The following is a 17,454-nucleotide window of genomic DNA, read 5'->3' as shown; positions in this document are numbered from 1 at the left end:
GACAGGGGCTGGCAACGAGTTTGCTCCAAGAAAACGCCGCCCTACCGCAACAATGCCGCCGTCGTGGCAACATACCGCCCTCGTCAGGGATCACGTTGCGCGTCGGTAATCCGCTCACGGGCACGCACCAGATGGTAACGCATATAGAGCGCCGCGTGCTCCCCGTTTCTCGCCCGGATCGCTTCGACGATCTGCTGGTGCTCGCGCAGCACGGCGATACGTCGCTCGTCCGAGCCCAGTTTCGTCAGGTTGAGCGCCACGCCCATAGAGCCGCTGATCTCCCCGCGCAGGTGTTCAAAGAGCGATACGAACAGGTCGTTGCCGCTCGCGACAGCGACCTCGCGATGAAAATTGAAATCCGCCTCGCTGGGAGACTGGCCGCTCATGATTTTTTCGCGCAGCAGCTCGTTGGCTTGGTCGAGATTGTGAAGGTTCTGGCTGGAGCGGCGCTCCGCCGCCAGCGACGCTGCCGCAGCCTCCAGCGCGAAACGAACCTCGAAGGACTTCAGATAACCCGCGACATTGGACGGCAGCACGAAGCGGGTGATGGCCGAGGGCGGCACGGCGCGCACGAATGTGCCGGAACCGCGCCGCGAATAGACAAGGCCATCAGCCTGCAACCGGATCAAGGCCTGGCGAACCACAGGGCGCGATACGGAAAAAGCAGAGCAGATATCGTTTTCCGCCGGCAGCCGATCGCCTTCCTTGAAGGCGCCATTCAAAATCTGCTCGAGGATCTGGCCGTATAGTTTGTCCGCCAGCCTCTCCTTGCGCGGCGGCGTTAATTGCAGTTCCGCCATTCAACACCCCCTTAACTCCCAAATCTCTCGTCCCCGCGGCCCTCCCGGCGCGCGATATGGCAGTCGCGACCATGGCTCGAGCCTGCCTATCTATCGATAGGCACAATTTCAAAGATGTCATCAAAAATTACTTCTTTTGGAGCCTTTTTTACAAAATTTGAGATGAGAGTTGACAACTTAGGTGACCGTGTTAGCGTATTCGAAATTGTCGAAGTGCATTCGGTCATCTCAGGGAGGAGATATTCAGATGCAGCACACGGCGCGAATCGACCATCATTGCTGGCGCGAGAAACGCAGCTGAGGTCGCAAGGCCAAACTTCAACGCCATTTCTGTCGCACCCTGGGCCGTAAGCCACGAAGCTTCGGCAACAGGGAGTTTTTGCCCGCGTCAGGCATCGGTCGACAGACAGTACATTTCTTCAAGCCCGGCACGCCAGCGCGTCGGCTGGCTCATTTATGCCTTTTTCGACAGAGGAACATTGCGACCATGCGCATTACCGGCCTTCGAAGCTTTATGAGCCACGACGACAAGCGCCCCCGTGTGATCGTGGCAATCGACACGGACGAAGGCATCACCGGCTGGGGCGAGTGCTACAACCACGGTCCCGACAAGGCATTGCCGCACATCCTCGAATATTTCTATGAACAGATCAAAGGCGAGGATCCGCGACGGATCGAATTCCTGATGCTGAAGATGCAGCAGCAGGCGCGCTTTCCGGGCGGCGCGATGCATCTGGCGGCGTTTTCGGCGATAGACCATTGCCTCTGGGATATTTCCGCCAAGGCGGTGGATCTGCCGGTCTATCAGCTGATCGGCGGCGCGGTCCGCGACAAGGTGCGCGTCTATCTCGGCGTGCATAATTACAAGGATGCCGAGGGATTCCTCGATGTGATCGCCGGTCATAACGAGAAGTACGGCCTCGCGGCATTCAAGATGCATCCCTATCGCGTGGATTTTCACAAGGAGCGCTGGGGCGAGGTGATCCGAACGGGTGCGGAATTCTTCCGCACCATCCGCGAGCGGGCGCCATCCCATTACGACTTCGCTTTCGATGCACATGCCAAGATCTACGATCCCTGGCAGGCAATCCAGCTCGGCAATGCTCTGGCCCCTTACGATCCGATGTTCTTCGAGGAGCCTATCCGACCGGAGCACATCCCTGCCTGGGCAGAGATGAAGGCGAAGCTTAACTGCCCGCTGGCTACCGGCGAAAGCCTCTATAACCGCTACGAATTCCTGAACCTCCTCTCGGCACGTGGCTGCGATATCGCCCAGCCCGATATCTGCGTCGTCGGCGGGCTTCTCGAAATGCGCAAGATCGCGGCGATTGCGGAAGCGCATTATGTGCCGATCGCACCGCATAACCCGATGGGACCGCTAGCGACCGCCGTCAACCTGCATTTCTCCGCAGCTACCCCGAACTTCAAGATCCTCGAATACCGGCTGCCGCTCGACGCGCCCTACGTCAAGGACCCCTACCTGCCGGAGGACGGATACCTGCAGCTCCGCCCCGACCGTCCCGGCTGGGGCGTCGAGATCGACGAACAGGTGCTGGCAAAGGATGGCTACGTGCATTGGGAACGCAAGCTGCCGGTCAAGCCGGACGGCGCGTTCGGTTATCCGTGAGACGGAAGACGGCAAGCAGAACGAACTGAAGAGCTCGAAGATTTCAATTGGGAGGTTGAACATGATGAAACATCTTATGGCGGCGACATTTCTAGTTGCTGCAGCGCTGACGGTCCCGCAGGGCGCAGCGCTCGCCGCATCGCCGCCGAACATGCTGGTGATCGGCACGAACCTGACCGGCATCCGCACTCTGGACCCTGCAGACAACAATGCCCGCACGGTTTCGGAGCTCATTTCCAATATCTACGACAACCTCGTCCGGCTGCCGCAGAACGACCTGCAAAAGCTGCAGCCGATGCTCGCGACCAAGTGGAGCGCCTCGGCCGACGGCAAGCTGATCACCATCACGCTGCGCAGCGACGCTACATTCCAGAGCGGCAATCCGGTGACCGCCGAAGATGCCGCCTGGTCGATCCAGCGCGTCATCAAGCGTGGTCAGGTCGGCTCGACCGATATCGCGCTCTGGGGCTTTACGGCCGACAATGTCGAAAAGCTGGTGCGGGCCAAGGATGCGCAGACGCTCGAAATCGAGCTGCCGATCCAGGTCAGCACCGATCTCGTGCTTTATTCGCTCGCCAGCTCTTCGCTTGGCATCATCGACAAGAAGACCGCCATGTCGCATGAGGCGAACGGCGATTTCGGCGCTGCCTGGCTTGCCGCCAACTCGGCCGGCAGCGGTCCTTTCACGCTTTCGCAATGGCGTCCGAACGACATCGCAGTCTTCGAAGCCAACAAGAAATACTGGGGCGGTGTCCCGGCCATGGCCCGCGTCATCACCCGGCATATCCCCGAATCCGGCAACCTGCGTCTTCAGCTGCAGGCCGGCGACGTGGATGTCGGCCAGTATCTCGCAAGCGGCGACCTGGATGCGCTGGCGAACGACAAGAAAATGGTGATCGACAACGTGCCAGGTCTCGGCTTCTATTATATCGCACTGAACCAGAAAGACCCCGATCTGCAGAAGCCCCTGGTCCGCCAAGCATTCCAGCATGCTTTCGACTGGAAGGCGATCTCCGGCAATATCATGCGCTATACCGGCTTTCCGTGGCAGTCCGTCGTGCCGAAGGGCATGATCGGTGCGCCGGCTGACAATACATCCCGTTATGACTACGACCCGGCCAAGGCCAAGGCCTTGCTGGCGCAGGCCGGATATCCAAATGGCCTCAAGAAGGTGCTGAACCCATCGGGTGCCGCAACGTTGCCGTTCACCGAAGCCCTGCAGGCAAGCGCCCGTGCGGCCGGCTTCGACCTTAACCTTGTGCCCGGCGAATACACACCAGCCTTCCGCGAGCGCAAATACGAAATCCTGCTCGGCAATTCTGGTGCCCGCCTGCCCGATCCGTTCGCGGTCGCCACCCAATATGCCTACAACCCAGACAATCGCGACGAGGCCCGTCTCGGCAGCTATTATCTGTGGCGCACCGCCATGCAGGTTCCGGAGCTGAACACCCTTGTCGATCAGTCGATGAAGGAACGCGATACGACCAAGCGCACGGAAATGTTCAAGAAGATCGATGAGATCTACAAGGGCATGAACCCGCCGCTGATCGTCTTCTTCCAACGCACTGACCCCTATGTCATGCGCGCCAATGTCAAGGGTTATCAGGGACATACGACCTGGTCGACCCGTTGGCACGACGTGACGAAAACCAAGGAGTAGGATTGACGTGGCCAGCGTGGACATGACGACACGAGACAACTCGCCCGTACCGACCACGACTGATCCCGCCACCGATTGCCCGGTCGATGACATGCCGGATGATGGCATCAAGCTTGCCGTCCGTCGCTTCATCGGTCGCGTCGTCGCTGTGGTGACGACCCTGCTGGGGCTGCTCTTCCTGACCTTCTCGATGGGACGCCTGCTGCCGGCCGATCCGGTTCTGGCGATCACCGGACCCGAGGTCAGCAAGGAAGTCTATGACCGGGTTTTCAAGCAACTCGGCCTCGACCAGCCCGTCTACATACAGTTCCTCAGCTATGTGAAAAGAGTGCTGACCGGCGATCTCGGCGTCTCCGCGATCACCGGCCAGCCCATCGTCACCGACCTGCTGTCGATCTTTCCGGCAACGATCGAACTGACCCTGGTGGCGATGATCGTCGGCACCATCGTTGGCGTGCCACTTGGCATCACGGCTGCGGTTCATCGCGGCAAGCCGATCGACCATGTCGCCCGTATCGTCGGTCTTGCAGGCCATTCGATCCCGACCTTCTGGATGGGTCTGATGGCGCTCTTTATCTTCTATGCCAAGCTGCAATGGGTCGGCGCATCGGGGCGCGTCGATGTCTATTACGAAGGCATCGTCACGCCGGTGACAGGCTTCCTGCTGCTCGATTCCGCCATGGAAGCCAACTGGGATGTCTTCCAGAATGCGCTCGGCCACATCATCCTGCCCGGCTCGATCCTTGGCTATTATTCCGTCGCCTATATCAGCCGCATGTCGCGCAGCTTCATGGTGGAGCAGCTCAGCCAGGAATATATCATCACGGCGCGCGCCAAGGGGCTGGCCTCCCGCCAGGTGATCTGGCGCCACGCCTTCCGCAACATCCGCGTCCAGCTCCTGACCATCATAGCGCTGACACTCGGCGGTCTGCTTGAGGGCGCGGTGCTGATCGAGACCGTCTTCGCCTGGCCGGGGCTCGGCCAGTATCTCACCCGCGGCCTGCAGATGAACGACATGAATGTCGTCATGGGCGCGGTTCTCACCATCGGGATCGTCTTCCTGATCATCAACATCACGTCGGATGTGCTCTACCGCATCCTCGACCCGAGAACACGGTGATAGATATGGCGATACCCATTTCCCAATCTCGCCCCACGCCTCCCGGCATTCGCGGCTGGCTTCTCGCCCCTGAACCCAAGGGTACGCTGCATGCGTCTGTGCAGCAATTCTACCAGGGCTGGCTGAAATTCCGTGAACATCCGCTCGGCGTCGTCGGCCTAGTGGTTATCCTGATCCTCATCATAACCGCCGCCGCCGCCCCTATTCTGACGCAATACGATCCGATCGCTCAGAACATGGCGATCCGCCTGTCGCCCCCCTCTTGGGACCACATTCTCGGAACCGACAATTTCGGTCGCGACGTCTTCGCCCGCATCATTTACGGCGCACGCACGACGCTCGACATCATCATCCTCGTGACGATCATCGTCGCACCGATCGGGCTCTTGATCGGCACCTGCTCCGGTTATTTCGGCGGCATTGTCGATGAGGTGCTGATGCGCATCACGGATATCTTCCTCTCCTTCCCCGGTCTCGTATTGGCGCTCGGCTTTGCGGCAGCTCTCGGTCCCGGCATCACCAACGCAATCATCGCGATCTCGCTGACTGCCTGGCCGCCCATCGCCCGCCTCGCCCGCGCCGAAACGCTGAGCCTCAGGCAAATGGACTATATCGCCGCGGTGCGGCTGCAAGGCGCATCCTCGGCCGCCGTGATCATGCGCCATATCCTGCCGATGTGCGTACCCTCGGTCATCGTCCGCGTGACGCTCAACATGGCCGGCATTATCCTGACCGCCGCCGGCCTCGGCTTCCTCGGCCTTGGCGCCCAGCCGCCATGGCCGGAATGGGGCGCGATGGCCGCCACCGGCCGCGAGTTCATGCTCGACAGCCCCTGGGTTATCGCCGCGCCCGGCATTGCAATCGCAGTCGTCAGCCTTGCCTTCAATCTCGTCGGCGATGCCCTGCGCGACGTACTCGACCCAAGAGGTGGCGAATGACCGAACCGCTCATCGATGTCAGAAATATGGAAATCTCCTTCGCCCACGGCTTCGTGAAGGCTGTGCGCGGCGTGAGCTTCCAACTTGGCCGCGAAAAGCTCGGCATCGTCGGCGAATCCGGCTCTGGCAAATCGACTGTCGGCCGGGCCATCATGCGGCTCCTGCCGCCGACCGCAAAGGTCACCGCCGACCGGATGACGTTCAAAGGCGCCGATATTCTGGCCGCCAGTGAAAAGCAGATGATGGATATCCGCGGCAAGCAGATCGGCCTCATCCTGCAGGACCCGAAATATTCGCTAAACCCGGTCATGCGCGTCGGCGAGCAGATCGCCGAGACCTATCGGCTGCATTATCCGAAAGCCGGCAGGAAGGCCGCTGAGAAGAAGGTGCTGGAAATGCTGGAAGCGGTAAAGATCCGCGATCCGCAGCGCGTCTTCCGGCTCTATCCGCACGAAGTCTCCGGCGGCATGGGCCAGCGCATCATGATCGCCATGATGCTGATCGCCGAGCCAGAAGTACTGATCGCCGACGAACCCACGTCGGCGCTCGACGTTACCGTGCGGCTCGACGTTCTGGCGCTGCTCGACGAACTGATCGCCAGGCGCAACCTCGGCCTGATCTTCATCAGCCACGATTTGAACCTGATCCGTAAATTCTGCGACCGGGTGCTGATCATGTATGCGGGACGCGTCGTCGAAGTGCTGAAGGCGTCCGAACTCGACAATGCCCAGCACCCCTATACCCAAGGATTGCTCGCCTCGCTGCCGTCCATTGAAAACCCGCCGGCACGCCTGCCGACGCTGACGCGGGATCCGTCCTGGTTGACGCAACCCACAATCGGAGTGCCGTCATGATCGACGTCGAAAACCTCACCGTCCGGTTCGGCCCGCGCACGCCGCTCGTCGTGAAGGGCATCAGCTTCACCATCGAACGCGGGAAATCCTTCGGCCTCGTCGGCGAATCCGGCTGCGGCAAATCCACCGTGCTCCGCGCGATTTCCGGCCTCAACCGCAATTACGGCGGACGGATTTCGCTGGATGGCAAGCCGCTGGAGCCGGAACGGAGCAAAGCCTTCTTCCGCGACGTCCAGATGGTCTTCCAGGACCCCTACGGCTCGCTGCATCCGCGCAAGACGGTTCGTTCGCAGTTGATCGAACCACTGCGCAATCAGCACCTGCCGATCAAGGAAAACGCTGTTTCCGACGTGCTGAAAGCAGTCGGTCTCGATCCCGGCCTCGGCTATCGGTTCCCACATCAGCTTTCCGGCGGCCAGCGGCAGCGCGTCGCGATCGCCCGCGCATTGATCCTCGACCCGCCTGTCCTGTTGCTCGACGAGCCGACCTCGGCGCTCGACGTTTCCGTGCAGGCGGAAATCCTCAACCTGCTCGCCGACCTGCAGAAGGAACGCGGGTTGACCTACCTGCTGGTGAGCCACGACATGGCCGTCATTGCGCATCTCTGCAGCCGCGTCGCGATCATGAACGGCGGCGAGATCGTCGAGGAAACCGGCATCGAGCAGATCCGCTCGGGCCATGTCCAGCACCCCTATTCCCAACGGCTTCTTTCCGCCAGCCGCGCTTACGGCAAGCAGGAAATGCGCCCGGTCGAGGTCATGAACTCGGCCTGATTCCAACGGTCGTCCAGCGCCTGGACGCTGGGCAAGACCGTTCCTCAATGCTTTTCCACTTACCCCTGAACCGGGAGCCTGAAGCCATGCCCAATTTTTCCGTGACACCCGAAATGCTTGCGAAATCGGTCCTCTCCGTGCCGCCCCTGGCACGCAAGGCCGACTACACGCTCGACCGCGAAGGCAACCGCCAGATCCTGGCGCATCTGGCGCAAGGCGGCGTGACCACCGCGCTTTATGGCGGCAACGCCAACCTCTACAACATCTCCGTCCGCGAATTCGCGGAGATGGTCGACCTGCTGAAGGAGATCGCCCCCTCCGGCACCTGGCTTATCCCTTCGGTCGGTCCGGACTATGGCAAGTCGCTGGACCAGATCGCAATTCTCAAGGACTACGACCTGCCGACTGCGATGGTCTTGCCCCTGAATTTCCCGGTGACTTCGGCCGGCGTCGCAACGGGCCTTCGCCGCATCGCGGACGCCTACGGGCGGCCGATCATCGCCTATGTGAAATCGCTCGGCTACATTTCGGCGGCCGATCTCGCGGCCGTCGTTGCGGATGGGGCGATCTGCACGATCAAATACGCAGTCGTCCGGCAGAACCCGAAGGAAGATGCCTACCTCTCCGAACTCGTCCAGAAGGTCGATCGCAAGATCATCATCTCCGGCATCGGCGAGCGGCCGGCGATCAGCCACCTGATGGATTTCGGTCTGCAGGGCTTCACGTCCGGCTCCGTCTGCGTCGCACCCGCCATGTCCACCGGTATCCTGAAAGCACTGAAGGCCGGCAACGTCGCCGAGGCGGAACGGCTGCGGGCCTTCTTCATGGGGCTGGAAGACCTGCGCGACGGCATATCGCCGCTCCGCGTCCTGCATGAAGCGGTCGCGACCGCCGGCATTGCGGATACCGGCCCGATGCTGCCGTTCCTGGAGAATATCACCGATGCCAAGGTGCTCTCTGCCATAACGGAAGCCTCGCAGAAACTGCTGGCGGCGGATCGGGCATATCAATCCGGTCAGGTCGAGAAGCAGGTTGAGCGGGCCTAAGGTTCCGGCATCACCTGCGCGGGCAGCGACACGATCGCCTTGATCGGATTCGAACCAAAGACCCGCAAGTTAGAGAACAGACATACCTTAATATCAAACGGCGAGTTCCCTTCTCACTCAACACGCAGTAGCTTCGCCACATCCAGTAGCATCCTGTCCGCGCCCCTTTTGCCAAGCAATGATAATGAGATGTTCCCGCCGGGTCGGGCAATAGGAAGTGCCAATTGCGGGCAACCGCTAAGTCCGGAGAGACACAGAAGTTTGATGCAGGCGGAGCGAAACGCTGCGAGACATCGCGGTGCGGCGTCGCGCCTTGGCGGTTTCGCGGCCAATGTCGGAAGAGCGACGAGGACATCCTCGCCAAAAAGTCGATCAATCTCCTTGGAAAATTGCTCTCGAATCCGACGCGCCTCGAGCACCTCCTCCTCGCTCAGCCGTGATCCTGACAGGAGCCGCGCAGCAATGTCGGGCGCGATAGCATGCATGCTTCGCTCGAGAAGCGATCTGTTGCTTTCCCAGGCTTCTCTTTGGAGGATGGTCGTGAACGCCCAAGCAAGCTCATCCAAGTTCAACCAACTGATCGCGCCGACTTCGCGAACAGGTATGCCCGCTGATCGAAGGCTGGCAATCATCTGGTCGGCGACCGCGTCGTCAATGGTTGCGAAGATATCCTCGGGAATAAGAATAGATTGTGGTCGGTCACTTGCCGCGTGCATGCCGACGGCGCTCATCACCGCGGCCATTGGTTCCAGGCTTCTCGTCATGAAGCCCGGCACATCAAAGTTTGGCGCCAACGGACGCAGCGCCCTGTTGTTCAGGCCTCCATGTGTTGGCCGCCAGCCGATAAGGCCGTTGACGGCGGCGGGCAACCGGATGGAACCGGACGTGTCTGTTCCAAGCCCGACATCCGCGAGGCCAGCGGCAACCGCGACGGCTGAGCCCGACGACGAGCCGCCGGGAATGAGGTCGGGATCGCGCGGATTGATCGGCATACCGAAATGGATGTCGCCGCCGATCAGGGAATAGGCGAGCTCATCCGTATTGGTTTTGCCGACGAAGCAGGCGCCGGTATCGAGCAGCGTCTGGACCAAAGGCGCCGTCGATGTCTTGATGCCGGAGGCAGCGAGCACCGCGGCATTGCCGGCCGCGGTCGGATAGCCGGCAACGTCGAAAAGGTCCTTGACGGCCAGTCGAAGGCCGGAAAGCGGACCGATGGCCGCGTGCCCGACATCCGCATCCGGATAGGGCATGAAAGCGTTCCATGGGTCTCGCACTCGCCCCGGCTCCCTAGATCTTCAGATGTTGCAGCACACGGCTGCGGCTATCTGGCCCATTGGGGCTTTCGTCTTCGATCGCCCCGAGTTTGAGAATGGCCCAGCGGTCGGCCACCGAAAGGGCGAAATCCAGGTTCTGTTCGACGAGCAGAATGGTCGTGCCGCGCTTTTCCCGTTCGTCTCTCAATGCTTTGGCGATATTCTGAACGACGGAGGGCTGCAGGCCTTCGGAGATTTCGTCGATCAGCAGCAATTTTGGCCGCAGCATCAGCGCTCGCGCGAGGATCAGCATTTTCTGCTCCCCGCCCGATAGCGTGCCGGCCTTCTGTGCCAGCCGGTCCTTCAGGAAAGGGAAATAACCGTAGACCCGTTCCAGTGCGGATGCCAGATCCCGATCGCCCTTGAGCGCGAGGCGCAGATTGTCGCGGATCGAGAGATCCTGAAACAACGGCAATTCCTGAGGGGCATAGCCGATTCCAGAAGCGATCAGCTCCGCGGGTTTTCTGTCGGCGATGACGGCACCGTCGACCTCGATCGTGCCTTTGCCACGCAGGAAGCCAAGGATCGTCTTCAACAGTGTTGTCTTGCCCATGCCGTTCTTGCCCATGAGCGCGAAGATCTCGCCCGGCCGGATGGCGAGCGACACGCCATTGACCACATCGACTGCGCCATATCCGCTCGACACGCCGCTGAGCTTGAGTTTGAACGTATCAGCCATGGACGCCTCCTGCGTAGATGGTGCGAACCGTTTCGGAGTTGACCACGTCATTCACCGTGCCGTCGAGCACGAGCTTGCCCTGATGGAGAACCACGATGCGGCTCGATATGTCGCGCACGAAATCCAGATCGTGTTCGACCAGAATGGCGGCGAAACCCATTTCGTCCGTCAGCTTCTTGAGAATGGTCCCGATGGTCATGCGCTCGGTCTTGGTAAGACCCGCAGTCGGCTCGTCGAGAAGAATGATGCGCGGTTCCAGAGCGACGACCATCGCGAGTTCGAGAGCCTGCCTTTGACCATGCGACAGCCGCGACACCGGCTTGTCCAGCATATCCGCCATGCCGGTGAGCGTCAGGATCTCGGCTGCCGCTGCCGGCAGCATGATCTCGCCAAGCGACCGCATTGGGTTGGGTCTCTCGCGGCTGAACCGTGCCATCTTCAGGCATTCGCCGATGGTCATGCTGTCGAAGATGCTGGCAACCTGGAATTTGCGGCCGACACCGAGGGCGACGATCCGCTCAGGTGCACGACCGGCAATATTCGTGCCGATGATATCCACTTGACCTTCGATCTGCTGGGTGCCGTCCGAGAGACAGCGCATCAGCGTGGTCTTGCCGGCGCCATTGGGGCCGACCAGGCTGACGAGTTCTCCGGCGCCGATTTCAAGGTCGATACCCTTGAGGACGGCGAAGCTGCCATAGGACTTGCCGAGACCGCGGATCGACAGGAGGCTCTTGCTTGCCAACGCACCATCCTTGACGATGCGCGTCGGCAAGGACTTCAGAGTGCTGCTGGAGTTCGCCGACTTCAGGAATCGCGTCACCAGGGAGGCGAGGCCGCCCGGCAAGAGGATGATCATGGCAACGAAGAGCGCACCGACGATCAGTTGCCACAGGAAGGGCAGATCGCCCGAAAGACTGGCGCTCAGATAATCGATGCCGATTGCGCCGAACAAGGGTCCGACAATCGTTCCCCGGCCACCGAGCGCCGTCCACACGACGAGCTCGGTTCCGAATACGAAGCCGGCGTTTTCAGGGGCGACGACACCGGATGCATTGGCAAAGAGGAAGCCCGCCAGGCCGCATACGCCAGCCAGAACGCCCGTCAGGACGATCTTCAGCCGGGCGGGGTTCATGCCGAGATAAGCCACGCGGGCTTCGTTGTCGCGGATTGCGACGAGCAGACGGCCGGCGTCCGACCGGACAAAGACGATGGCAAGAACGGCCAAGGCCAGCAGGCACGCCCCCGACAGGCGGAAATAGCCGGGAAGCCCGAGCGGGAGGGTTTCGTAACCGACGAGGCCACCCGAGGAACCGGTCCAGGTGCCGCCGGAAAAGACGAGCTGCGTGACGACGATCGGCACCACGAGCGAGATCACGGTGGCATAGAGCGGTGTCGAGCCGTGATAGAACGACAGCCAGCCGACCGCTAGCCCAAGCATGAGCGGAACCAGCACGGAAGCGACAAGGGCAACGACGAAAAGCGCCGGGCTTGCGCCGATATGGGTGAGGACCATGGCGGTGGCATAGGCGCCCACGCCAAAGAATGCCGCCTGTCCGAAGGTGAGAACACCCGTGTAGCCCCACAGCAAATCGACGGTGATCGCCAGCATCGCGTAGATCATCGAACGCGTCAGGACGTTGAGGCTGAAGCGGCCGAGAAACATCGGTCCGAAGACGATCAACAGGAGAGCTGTGAGCGCCAGCGCCACAAGAAGGACGAGCCGGAGTTTTTGTCTGTCACGCACGGGCAAATCCCTTCGGACGTATGCGCAGTGTGATTGCGCAAAGGACGGCTACGGTGATGCCGCCGAGGATTGGACTGAAATAGATGCTGACGAGCACCTGGGCGGCCCCGAAGATGAGGCAGGCGACAGCAAGCGCACCGAAAGAAGAGCCTGCGACCATCACCAGCATGAAGGCGCCTGTCAGCCAAGCGACGCCCATATTGGGATCGACGCTGGTCAGCGGCGCGAGCAACACGCCGGCAAGGGCCGCAAGGCCGGTGCCAATCATGAAGGTCGTGAGCCGCACCTTTTCGGTATCGATACCGAGACCCCGCGCCAGCGTTTCATTCATGATGACCGCCCGGGCGGAAAGACCAAGCCGTGTCCCATCGAGCAGCAAGGTGAAACCGAGCCCCAGAGCGATGGCCGCGACAATGGCGAAAAGACGGTAGGCCGAATAGCCGGCGCCAAAGAGATCGAAGGTGCCGGGCAGCAGCGCCGGCGTGAACTGCACGTCGCGGCCAAACCAGAGCGTGATCAACTGGCCGATGACGATACCAAGGCCCCAGGTTGCAAGAATGGCATCGAGCGGCCGGCGATAGAGAGGTCGCACGATGAACCGTTCCGCCACACCACCGAGGATCGCGCCGATCAGGAAGGCAAAGGGAATGGCAAGCCATGGATTGAGGCCGAACCCGCTGACGACGACAGCGCAGTAGGCCCCAATGGTCAGCCATGCGCCATGCGCGAAATTAATGATCTTCAGCACGCCGAAGATCGCAAGCAGCCCGGCGGCAACGATGAAGAGAATGGCCGCGGTGCTGACGACATCGAGAAAGAGCGTCATTTCTAGAACTCCGATGATGGAGGCGGGGCGCCCTGCCCCGCCACGCTGGTTTCAGAGGTTCGGGCACTGATTGCCGGGATCGACGTCCTTGAAGCTATCGACAACGGCCACGCTTCCGTCGCCCTTTACCTGGCCAAGATACATCGTCAGGGGGGCGTGATGCTGCTTGTTCATGGAGATCTTGCCGCGCGGACCGGTGAAGGATACGTCAGGAAGAGCTTTGAGCACGCCCGCCGTATCCGTGCTGCCCGCCTTCTCGACGGCTGCCTTGTAAAGGTAGATCGCTTCATACTGCGGCACGGAAAGATCGTTCGGCGTGCGCAAATCCTTGCCGAACTTCTTTCCCATCGCCGAGAGGAAGGCCTTGTTTTCCGGGCTGTCGATTCCGGTGACGTAGGATGCGGAGAGGAAGATGTCCTTGGCGTCGGCACCCATGCTCTTGGCAGTACCTTCGTCGACCGCGAGATTGCCGTAAGGCAGGGTAACGCCAGAGGAGCGCAACTGCTTGGTCAGGGTCACGTTCGGTGCGCCGCCGGCCGTCGAGGTGATGATGGCGTCGGCGCCGGAGGAACGGACCTTGGAGATGATGGCCGTCCAGTCGCTGCCGTCCATGGGCAGATACTCCTCGCCAACAATCTGGGCGCCGGCTTTTTTGATATAGCCCTTGGCGAAGGACAGCATGCCGCGTCCGAAGGCATAATCCGAACCGATCAGGAAGAACTTCTTTGCGCCCTGTTTGATGATGAAATTGTCGACGACAGGCGGCACCTGCTGTTCTGGAACCCAGGCATCGACGAAAAGATTGGCATTGCAGGATTTGCCTTCATAGAAGGACGTGTAGATGTACGGCACGTCGCCCTTGGAAATGATTGGCAGGCCAGCATTGCGCGCGGCACTCGTCTCCATGGAGATGACGACGTTCACCTCTTTATGGAAAACCAGCGAATCGAAGGCCTTTTGCGCTCCGGCCGCCCCTGATGCGTCGTCCGCGATCTCCAGCTGTAGAGGCCGCCCGAGCACGCCGCCTTTGGCATTGATCTCTTCGACGGCGAGCTCTGCGGCTTGGACGACAGACGGCGCGACCACGCTGTTTGCGCCAGACAATCCCACCGGCACGCCGATCTTGATCGGAGCCTCGGCGAAAGCTGCGGTGGCGAATGCGGAGGTTGCGAGTGTAAGGATCACGGTTTTCATTTGCATTTTGTTCCCCTTTCTTAAGTGGGTTGTTGTTACCCGTAGACATCGGCCCGGCGGTCGCCGAGCAGATTATTGAAGCTGTTGAGTGTGCGGGTTTCCGTCACGCTCGACAGATCGACTGGCGCAAGGAGGATTTCCTCGCGGTCTGCACTTGCAGGACCGGATACGGGCCAGCCCTGCGGGCCGACGATAAGGCTGCGGCCGATGAAGGACTGACCGCGCTCGATGCCGATCCGGTCGGCGCAAGCAATGTAAAGACCGTTGGTGTGGGCAGCCGCCTTGTGGAGGATATTTGCCATCGGCTCGGCAGCGCTTTCCGCACCGGCCATCGGTACCCAGTTGGTGGGTACACAGACCAGTTCGGCGCCGGCCAGCGCCAACCGACGAAATGTTTCCGGAAACCAGCCGTCGTAGCAGATAGCGATGCCGATACGGCCGAAGGGCAGATCGAATACCGGCAGCCCGAGATCGCCTTTTCTGAACAGACGGTTTTCGTTATTCCAAAGATGAAGCTTGCGGTACTTGCCGATATACCCCTGGGGTCCGCAGAGAAGCGCACTGTTGTAGAACCGATCGCCATCCTGCTCGGCTATGCCGCTGACGATGTAAAGGGCAAGTTCTCGGCCAAGGCGGCAGAACGTCTCGGCACTCGGGCCATCGGGCACCGCGCCGGCCAATGCCGCAACCTCATCGCCATCAAGGAAGTTATATCCGCTGTCGGCCAGTTCCGGCAGCACGACGATCTCCGCGCCCCTGGTCTTTGCCGCCCTTACCAGCCGATCAATGGTCGCAAGATTACCGGCGCGATCACCGATGATCGGCTCGAATTGGACGGTTGCGACGATTACCGTCCGTGTGGTTGAGGCCTTGACGCTCAATCTTGTCTCCAAACGCAAAAAACCTCTGGCACGGAATTCAATCCGTGAACCAGAGGCTACATAGCCATGATGTGAATGCGGCAGCCCTGCCGCTGAGCAAACCTGCTCGTTACCCTTAGGCTTGCACGAAAGGACGGGACCGTCAAGCCGGTTCAGCAGGCATTGTCAGGGCATTTGGCTCCGCCTACTTAAGGTTGAACTTTTGCGCCGACGGAAAGTCCGAGGCTTTTCATAGTCTCTTGTGCGGCAATGATCGATTCGGCGACCGTTGCCATCGGAACGCGCTTCGACGTTGCCTGATCACGCAAGAGCCTATAGGCCGCCTCCTCATCGAGACCATTCATGACCCGTAGCGCCGAAACGGCTTTGTCGACCAACCGGCGACCCTTCAATGTTTCCTCGAGTTTCTGAACCTTGCCGGCGAGCCGTTTCTCGTAGCTCTGCCTATAACGTGCAAGCGTAAATTGCGTCAGGATGCCGAGCGGCCGCAACGGCTTGCTGATCACGCCGTGGGCGTTAAGATCGATGATCGCCTGAAGTGCTGTCGGGCTCTCATACGTGACGATGGCGATGATCGCCGTCTGCTGAAGATCGATGATCTCAAGCGCGTGCTCGACATGCATATCCTCGACATGCAGGAAGACGGTGTCGACGTCCGGAGGCAACGAAGGTGGAAGGGGCCAGGTCGCCCGAACCTCGCAGCCAAGGCGCTTGAGGTGGGCGATCAGAACGTTTCCGTCTTCGTCGCGCGGATGGACAACTAGAACGCGCGCGCGCCGCAGATCCTGAACGATCCTGCTCGGTCCCGCCATCTCAGGCCTCCAGCCAAACGTCTTCGAACCGCGAGGCCGTCAGGTAGGGATCCGGTCGGATGGGTCCGGGCGCCTGCCAAGCAATGTCGAACAAGCCGTCGGCGCGTGCCACACCGATGCGGGGATGCAGCCAGAGATGACGGGTATCGGCGTCGAAATTGATCCGACCTTCCGGAGCAAGAAAATCTTCCAGGAGAATTTCTTCGGAAATGCGATGGGTCTCGAGCGAGCCGGCACGGGCAAGCGCGCGGGCGAAGAGGTGAACCTGTGCATAGGCCGGTTGCGACCATACGCTCGTGGTGTACTCCTCGCCGAAACGGGCTTTGAAAGCCCCCACGAAGCGCTCGTTCGCCTCGTTCTCGACCGTCTGGAAATAAGTCGCCGAAAGGATATGGCCGGTGCAGGCGTCGGCTCCGATTGCGCGAATCTCGCTCTCGGCCATCGTCAGGCTCGCAATCGGAACCCGCGTTCGATCGATCCCGGCCTCGGCATACATGCGATAGAAACGCTGCGCCGGCCGGCCGATGATGGTCGAGAAGATGGCATCGGGCTGAAGACGGACGATATCAGAGATAACCGAACGCAAGACCTGTTCGTCGGCATGAAGAGGTAGATATCGCTCGCTGACGACTTCACCGCCCTTGGCCTCTACCACATCCCGCATGACCCGATTGGATTCGCGCGGATAAATATAATCCGCGCCAACGAAGAAGATCCGGCGCCCGTGGTGGCGAAGAAGGTATTCCGCGAGGGCGAAAGTGTTCTGATTGAGGGTGGCGCCGGTATAGACTACGTTTTCCGAATATTCGAAGCCCTCGTACATCGACGGATAAAACAGCAGTCCGTTGTGCCGCTCGACTATGGGAAGCACTGCCTTTCGGCTGGCCGACATCGACGCGCCGAAAATGATGTTGACGTCGTCGTCCGCCAAAAGGCGCCGTGCCAGATTGCGATAGGCGGTTTGATCTCCGCCCGGATCATAGGCAATCGGAACGATGGGCTTGCCAAGCACGCCGCCCGCTGCGTTGACTTCCTCGATTGCAAGTGCGGTGCCAAGAAAGTGCTCGGTTTCCGTAATTTCGCTAATTCCGCTTCTGGAAAACAGCACTCCCACCCGCCATTCCGAGCTTGTCATCTTTGCCTTTTCCGACGTGCTGGAGGTTCGGAAGCGGTGAAGACCTCAG

The 17,454-nt window shown here is 60.6% G+C and carries 16 protein-coding genes; 7 read left to right on the top strand and 9 right to left on the bottom strand.

What is annotated here, in order from left to right:
• Positions 1-83 precede the first annotated feature (83 nt).
• Positions 84-800 carry a FadR/GntR family transcriptional regulator gene (locus C5J26_RS15540; protein WP_105402576.1) on the bottom strand — a complete coding sequence of 239 codons (717 nt, stop codon included), beginning with the start codon at positions 798-800 and terminating at the stop codon, positions 84-86.
• A 487-nt stretch (positions 801-1,287) separates the two neighbouring features.
• Here C5J26_RS15540 and C5J26_RS15535 point away from each other — a divergent pair, with 487 nt between their 5' ends.
• From C5J26_RS15535 to C5J26_RS15505, 7 genes are all read left to right on the top strand, one after another.
• The gene (locus C5J26_RS15535) at positions 1,288-2,427 is read left to right on the top strand and encodes a mandelate racemase/muconate lactonizing enzyme family protein (RefSeq protein ID WP_105402575.1); all 1,140 of its coding nucleotides are present in this window, start codon (positions 1,288-1,290) and stop codon (positions 2,425-2,427) included.
• A gap of 76 nt (positions 2,428-2,503) precedes the next feature.
• Complete coding sequence (locus C5J26_RS15530) at positions 2,504-4,087, top strand: ABC transporter substrate-binding protein (protein ID WP_245441191.1); 1,584 nt, start codon at positions 2,504-2,506, stop codon at positions 4,085-4,087.
• A gap of 91 nt (positions 4,088-4,178) precedes the next feature.
• The gene (locus C5J26_RS15525) at positions 4,179-5,207 is read left to right on the top strand and encodes an ABC transporter permease (protein WP_371681925.1); all 1,029 of its coding nucleotides are present in this window, start codon (positions 4,179-4,181) and stop codon (positions 5,205-5,207) included.
• A gap of 5 nt (positions 5,208-5,212) precedes the next feature.
• Entirely contained in the window at positions 5,213-6,145 is a 933-nt protein-coding gene (locus tag C5J26_RS15520; RefSeq protein WP_105402572.1) for an ABC transporter permease, read from the top strand.
• The gene (locus C5J26_RS15515) at positions 6,142-6,999 is read left to right on the top strand and encodes an ABC transporter ATP-binding protein (RefSeq protein ID WP_105402571.1); all 858 of its coding nucleotides are present in this window, start codon (positions 6,142-6,144) and stop codon (positions 6,997-6,999) included. Before C5J26_RS15520 ends, C5J26_RS15515 begins: the two co-directional genes overlap by 4 nt.
• Positions 6,996-7,772 (top strand): ABC transporter ATP-binding protein, encoded by a 777-nt coding sequence (locus tag C5J26_RS15510; protein WP_105402570.1) that lies wholly within the window; start codon positions 6,996-6,998, stop codon positions 7,770-7,772. Before C5J26_RS15515 ends, C5J26_RS15510 begins: the two co-directional genes overlap by 4 nt.
• Before the next feature lie 86 nt (positions 7,773-7,858).
• Positions 7,859-8,818, top strand: coding sequence for a dihydrodipicolinate synthase family protein (locus C5J26_RS15505; RefSeq protein ID WP_105402569.1), 960 nt, complete (start codon positions 7,859-7,861; stop codon positions 8,816-8,818).
• A 113-nt stretch (positions 8,819-8,931) separates the two neighbouring features.
• Here C5J26_RS15505 and C5J26_RS15500 read toward each other — a convergent pair whose 3' ends face one another.
• The 8 genes from C5J26_RS15500 to C5J26_RS15465 form a co-directional block, all read right to left on the bottom strand.
• A complete protein-coding gene (locus C5J26_RS15500) occupies positions 8,932-10,092 on the bottom strand; it encodes an amidase family protein (RefSeq protein ID WP_105402568.1) in 1,161 nt (386 codons plus the stop codon).
• 13 nt (positions 10,093-10,105) lie between these two features.
• Entirely contained in the window at positions 10,106-10,810 is a 705-nt protein-coding gene (locus C5J26_RS15495; RefSeq protein ID WP_105402567.1) for an ABC transporter ATP-binding protein, read from the bottom strand.
• The gene (locus C5J26_RS15490; protein ID WP_245441182.1) at positions 10,803-12,557 is read right to left on the bottom strand and encodes an ATP-binding cassette domain-containing protein; all 1,755 of its coding nucleotides are present in this window, start codon (positions 12,555-12,557) and stop codon (positions 10,803-10,805) included. Before C5J26_RS15490 ends, C5J26_RS15495 begins: the two co-directional genes overlap by 8 nt.
• Positions 12,550-13,383 (bottom strand): branched-chain amino acid ABC transporter permease, encoded by an 834-nt coding sequence (locus tag C5J26_RS15485; RefSeq protein ID WP_105402565.1) that lies wholly within the window; start codon positions 13,381-13,383, stop codon positions 12,550-12,552. Before C5J26_RS15485 ends, C5J26_RS15490 begins: the two co-directional genes overlap by 8 nt.
• Positions 13,384-13,434: 51 nt before the next feature.
• Entirely contained in the window at positions 13,435-14,583 is a 1,149-nt protein-coding gene (locus C5J26_RS15480) for a substrate-binding protein (protein WP_105402564.1), read from the bottom strand.
• Positions 14,584-14,612: 29 nt separating this feature from the next.
• Positions 14,613-15,458 carry a nitrilase family protein gene (locus C5J26_RS15475; RefSeq protein ID WP_105402563.1) on the bottom strand — a complete coding sequence of 282 codons (846 nt, stop codon included), beginning with the start codon at positions 15,456-15,458 and terminating at the stop codon, positions 14,613-14,615.
• Between the two features lie 188 nt (positions 15,459-15,646).
• Complete coding sequence (locus tag C5J26_RS15470; RefSeq protein ID WP_105402562.1) at positions 15,647-16,270, bottom strand: ANTAR domain-containing response regulator; 624 nt, start codon at positions 16,268-16,270, stop codon at positions 15,647-15,649.
• Between the two features lies 1 nt (position 16,271).
• Positions 16,272-17,405, bottom strand: coding sequence for a transporter substrate-binding domain-containing protein (locus tag C5J26_RS15465; protein WP_105402561.1), 1,134 nt, complete (start codon positions 17,403-17,405; stop codon positions 16,272-16,274).
• Between the last annotated feature and the right edge of the window lie 49 nt (positions 17,406-17,454).

The sequence above is a fragment of the Neorhizobium sp. T7_12 genome (assembly GCF_002968535.1).
Taxonomy (GTDB): domain Bacteria; phylum Pseudomonadota; class Alphaproteobacteria; order Rhizobiales; family Rhizobiaceae; genus Neorhizobium; species Neorhizobium tomejilense.
Note: the sequence above shows the minus strand (reverse complement) of the source record. Positions and strands in the feature narration are given on the sequence as shown.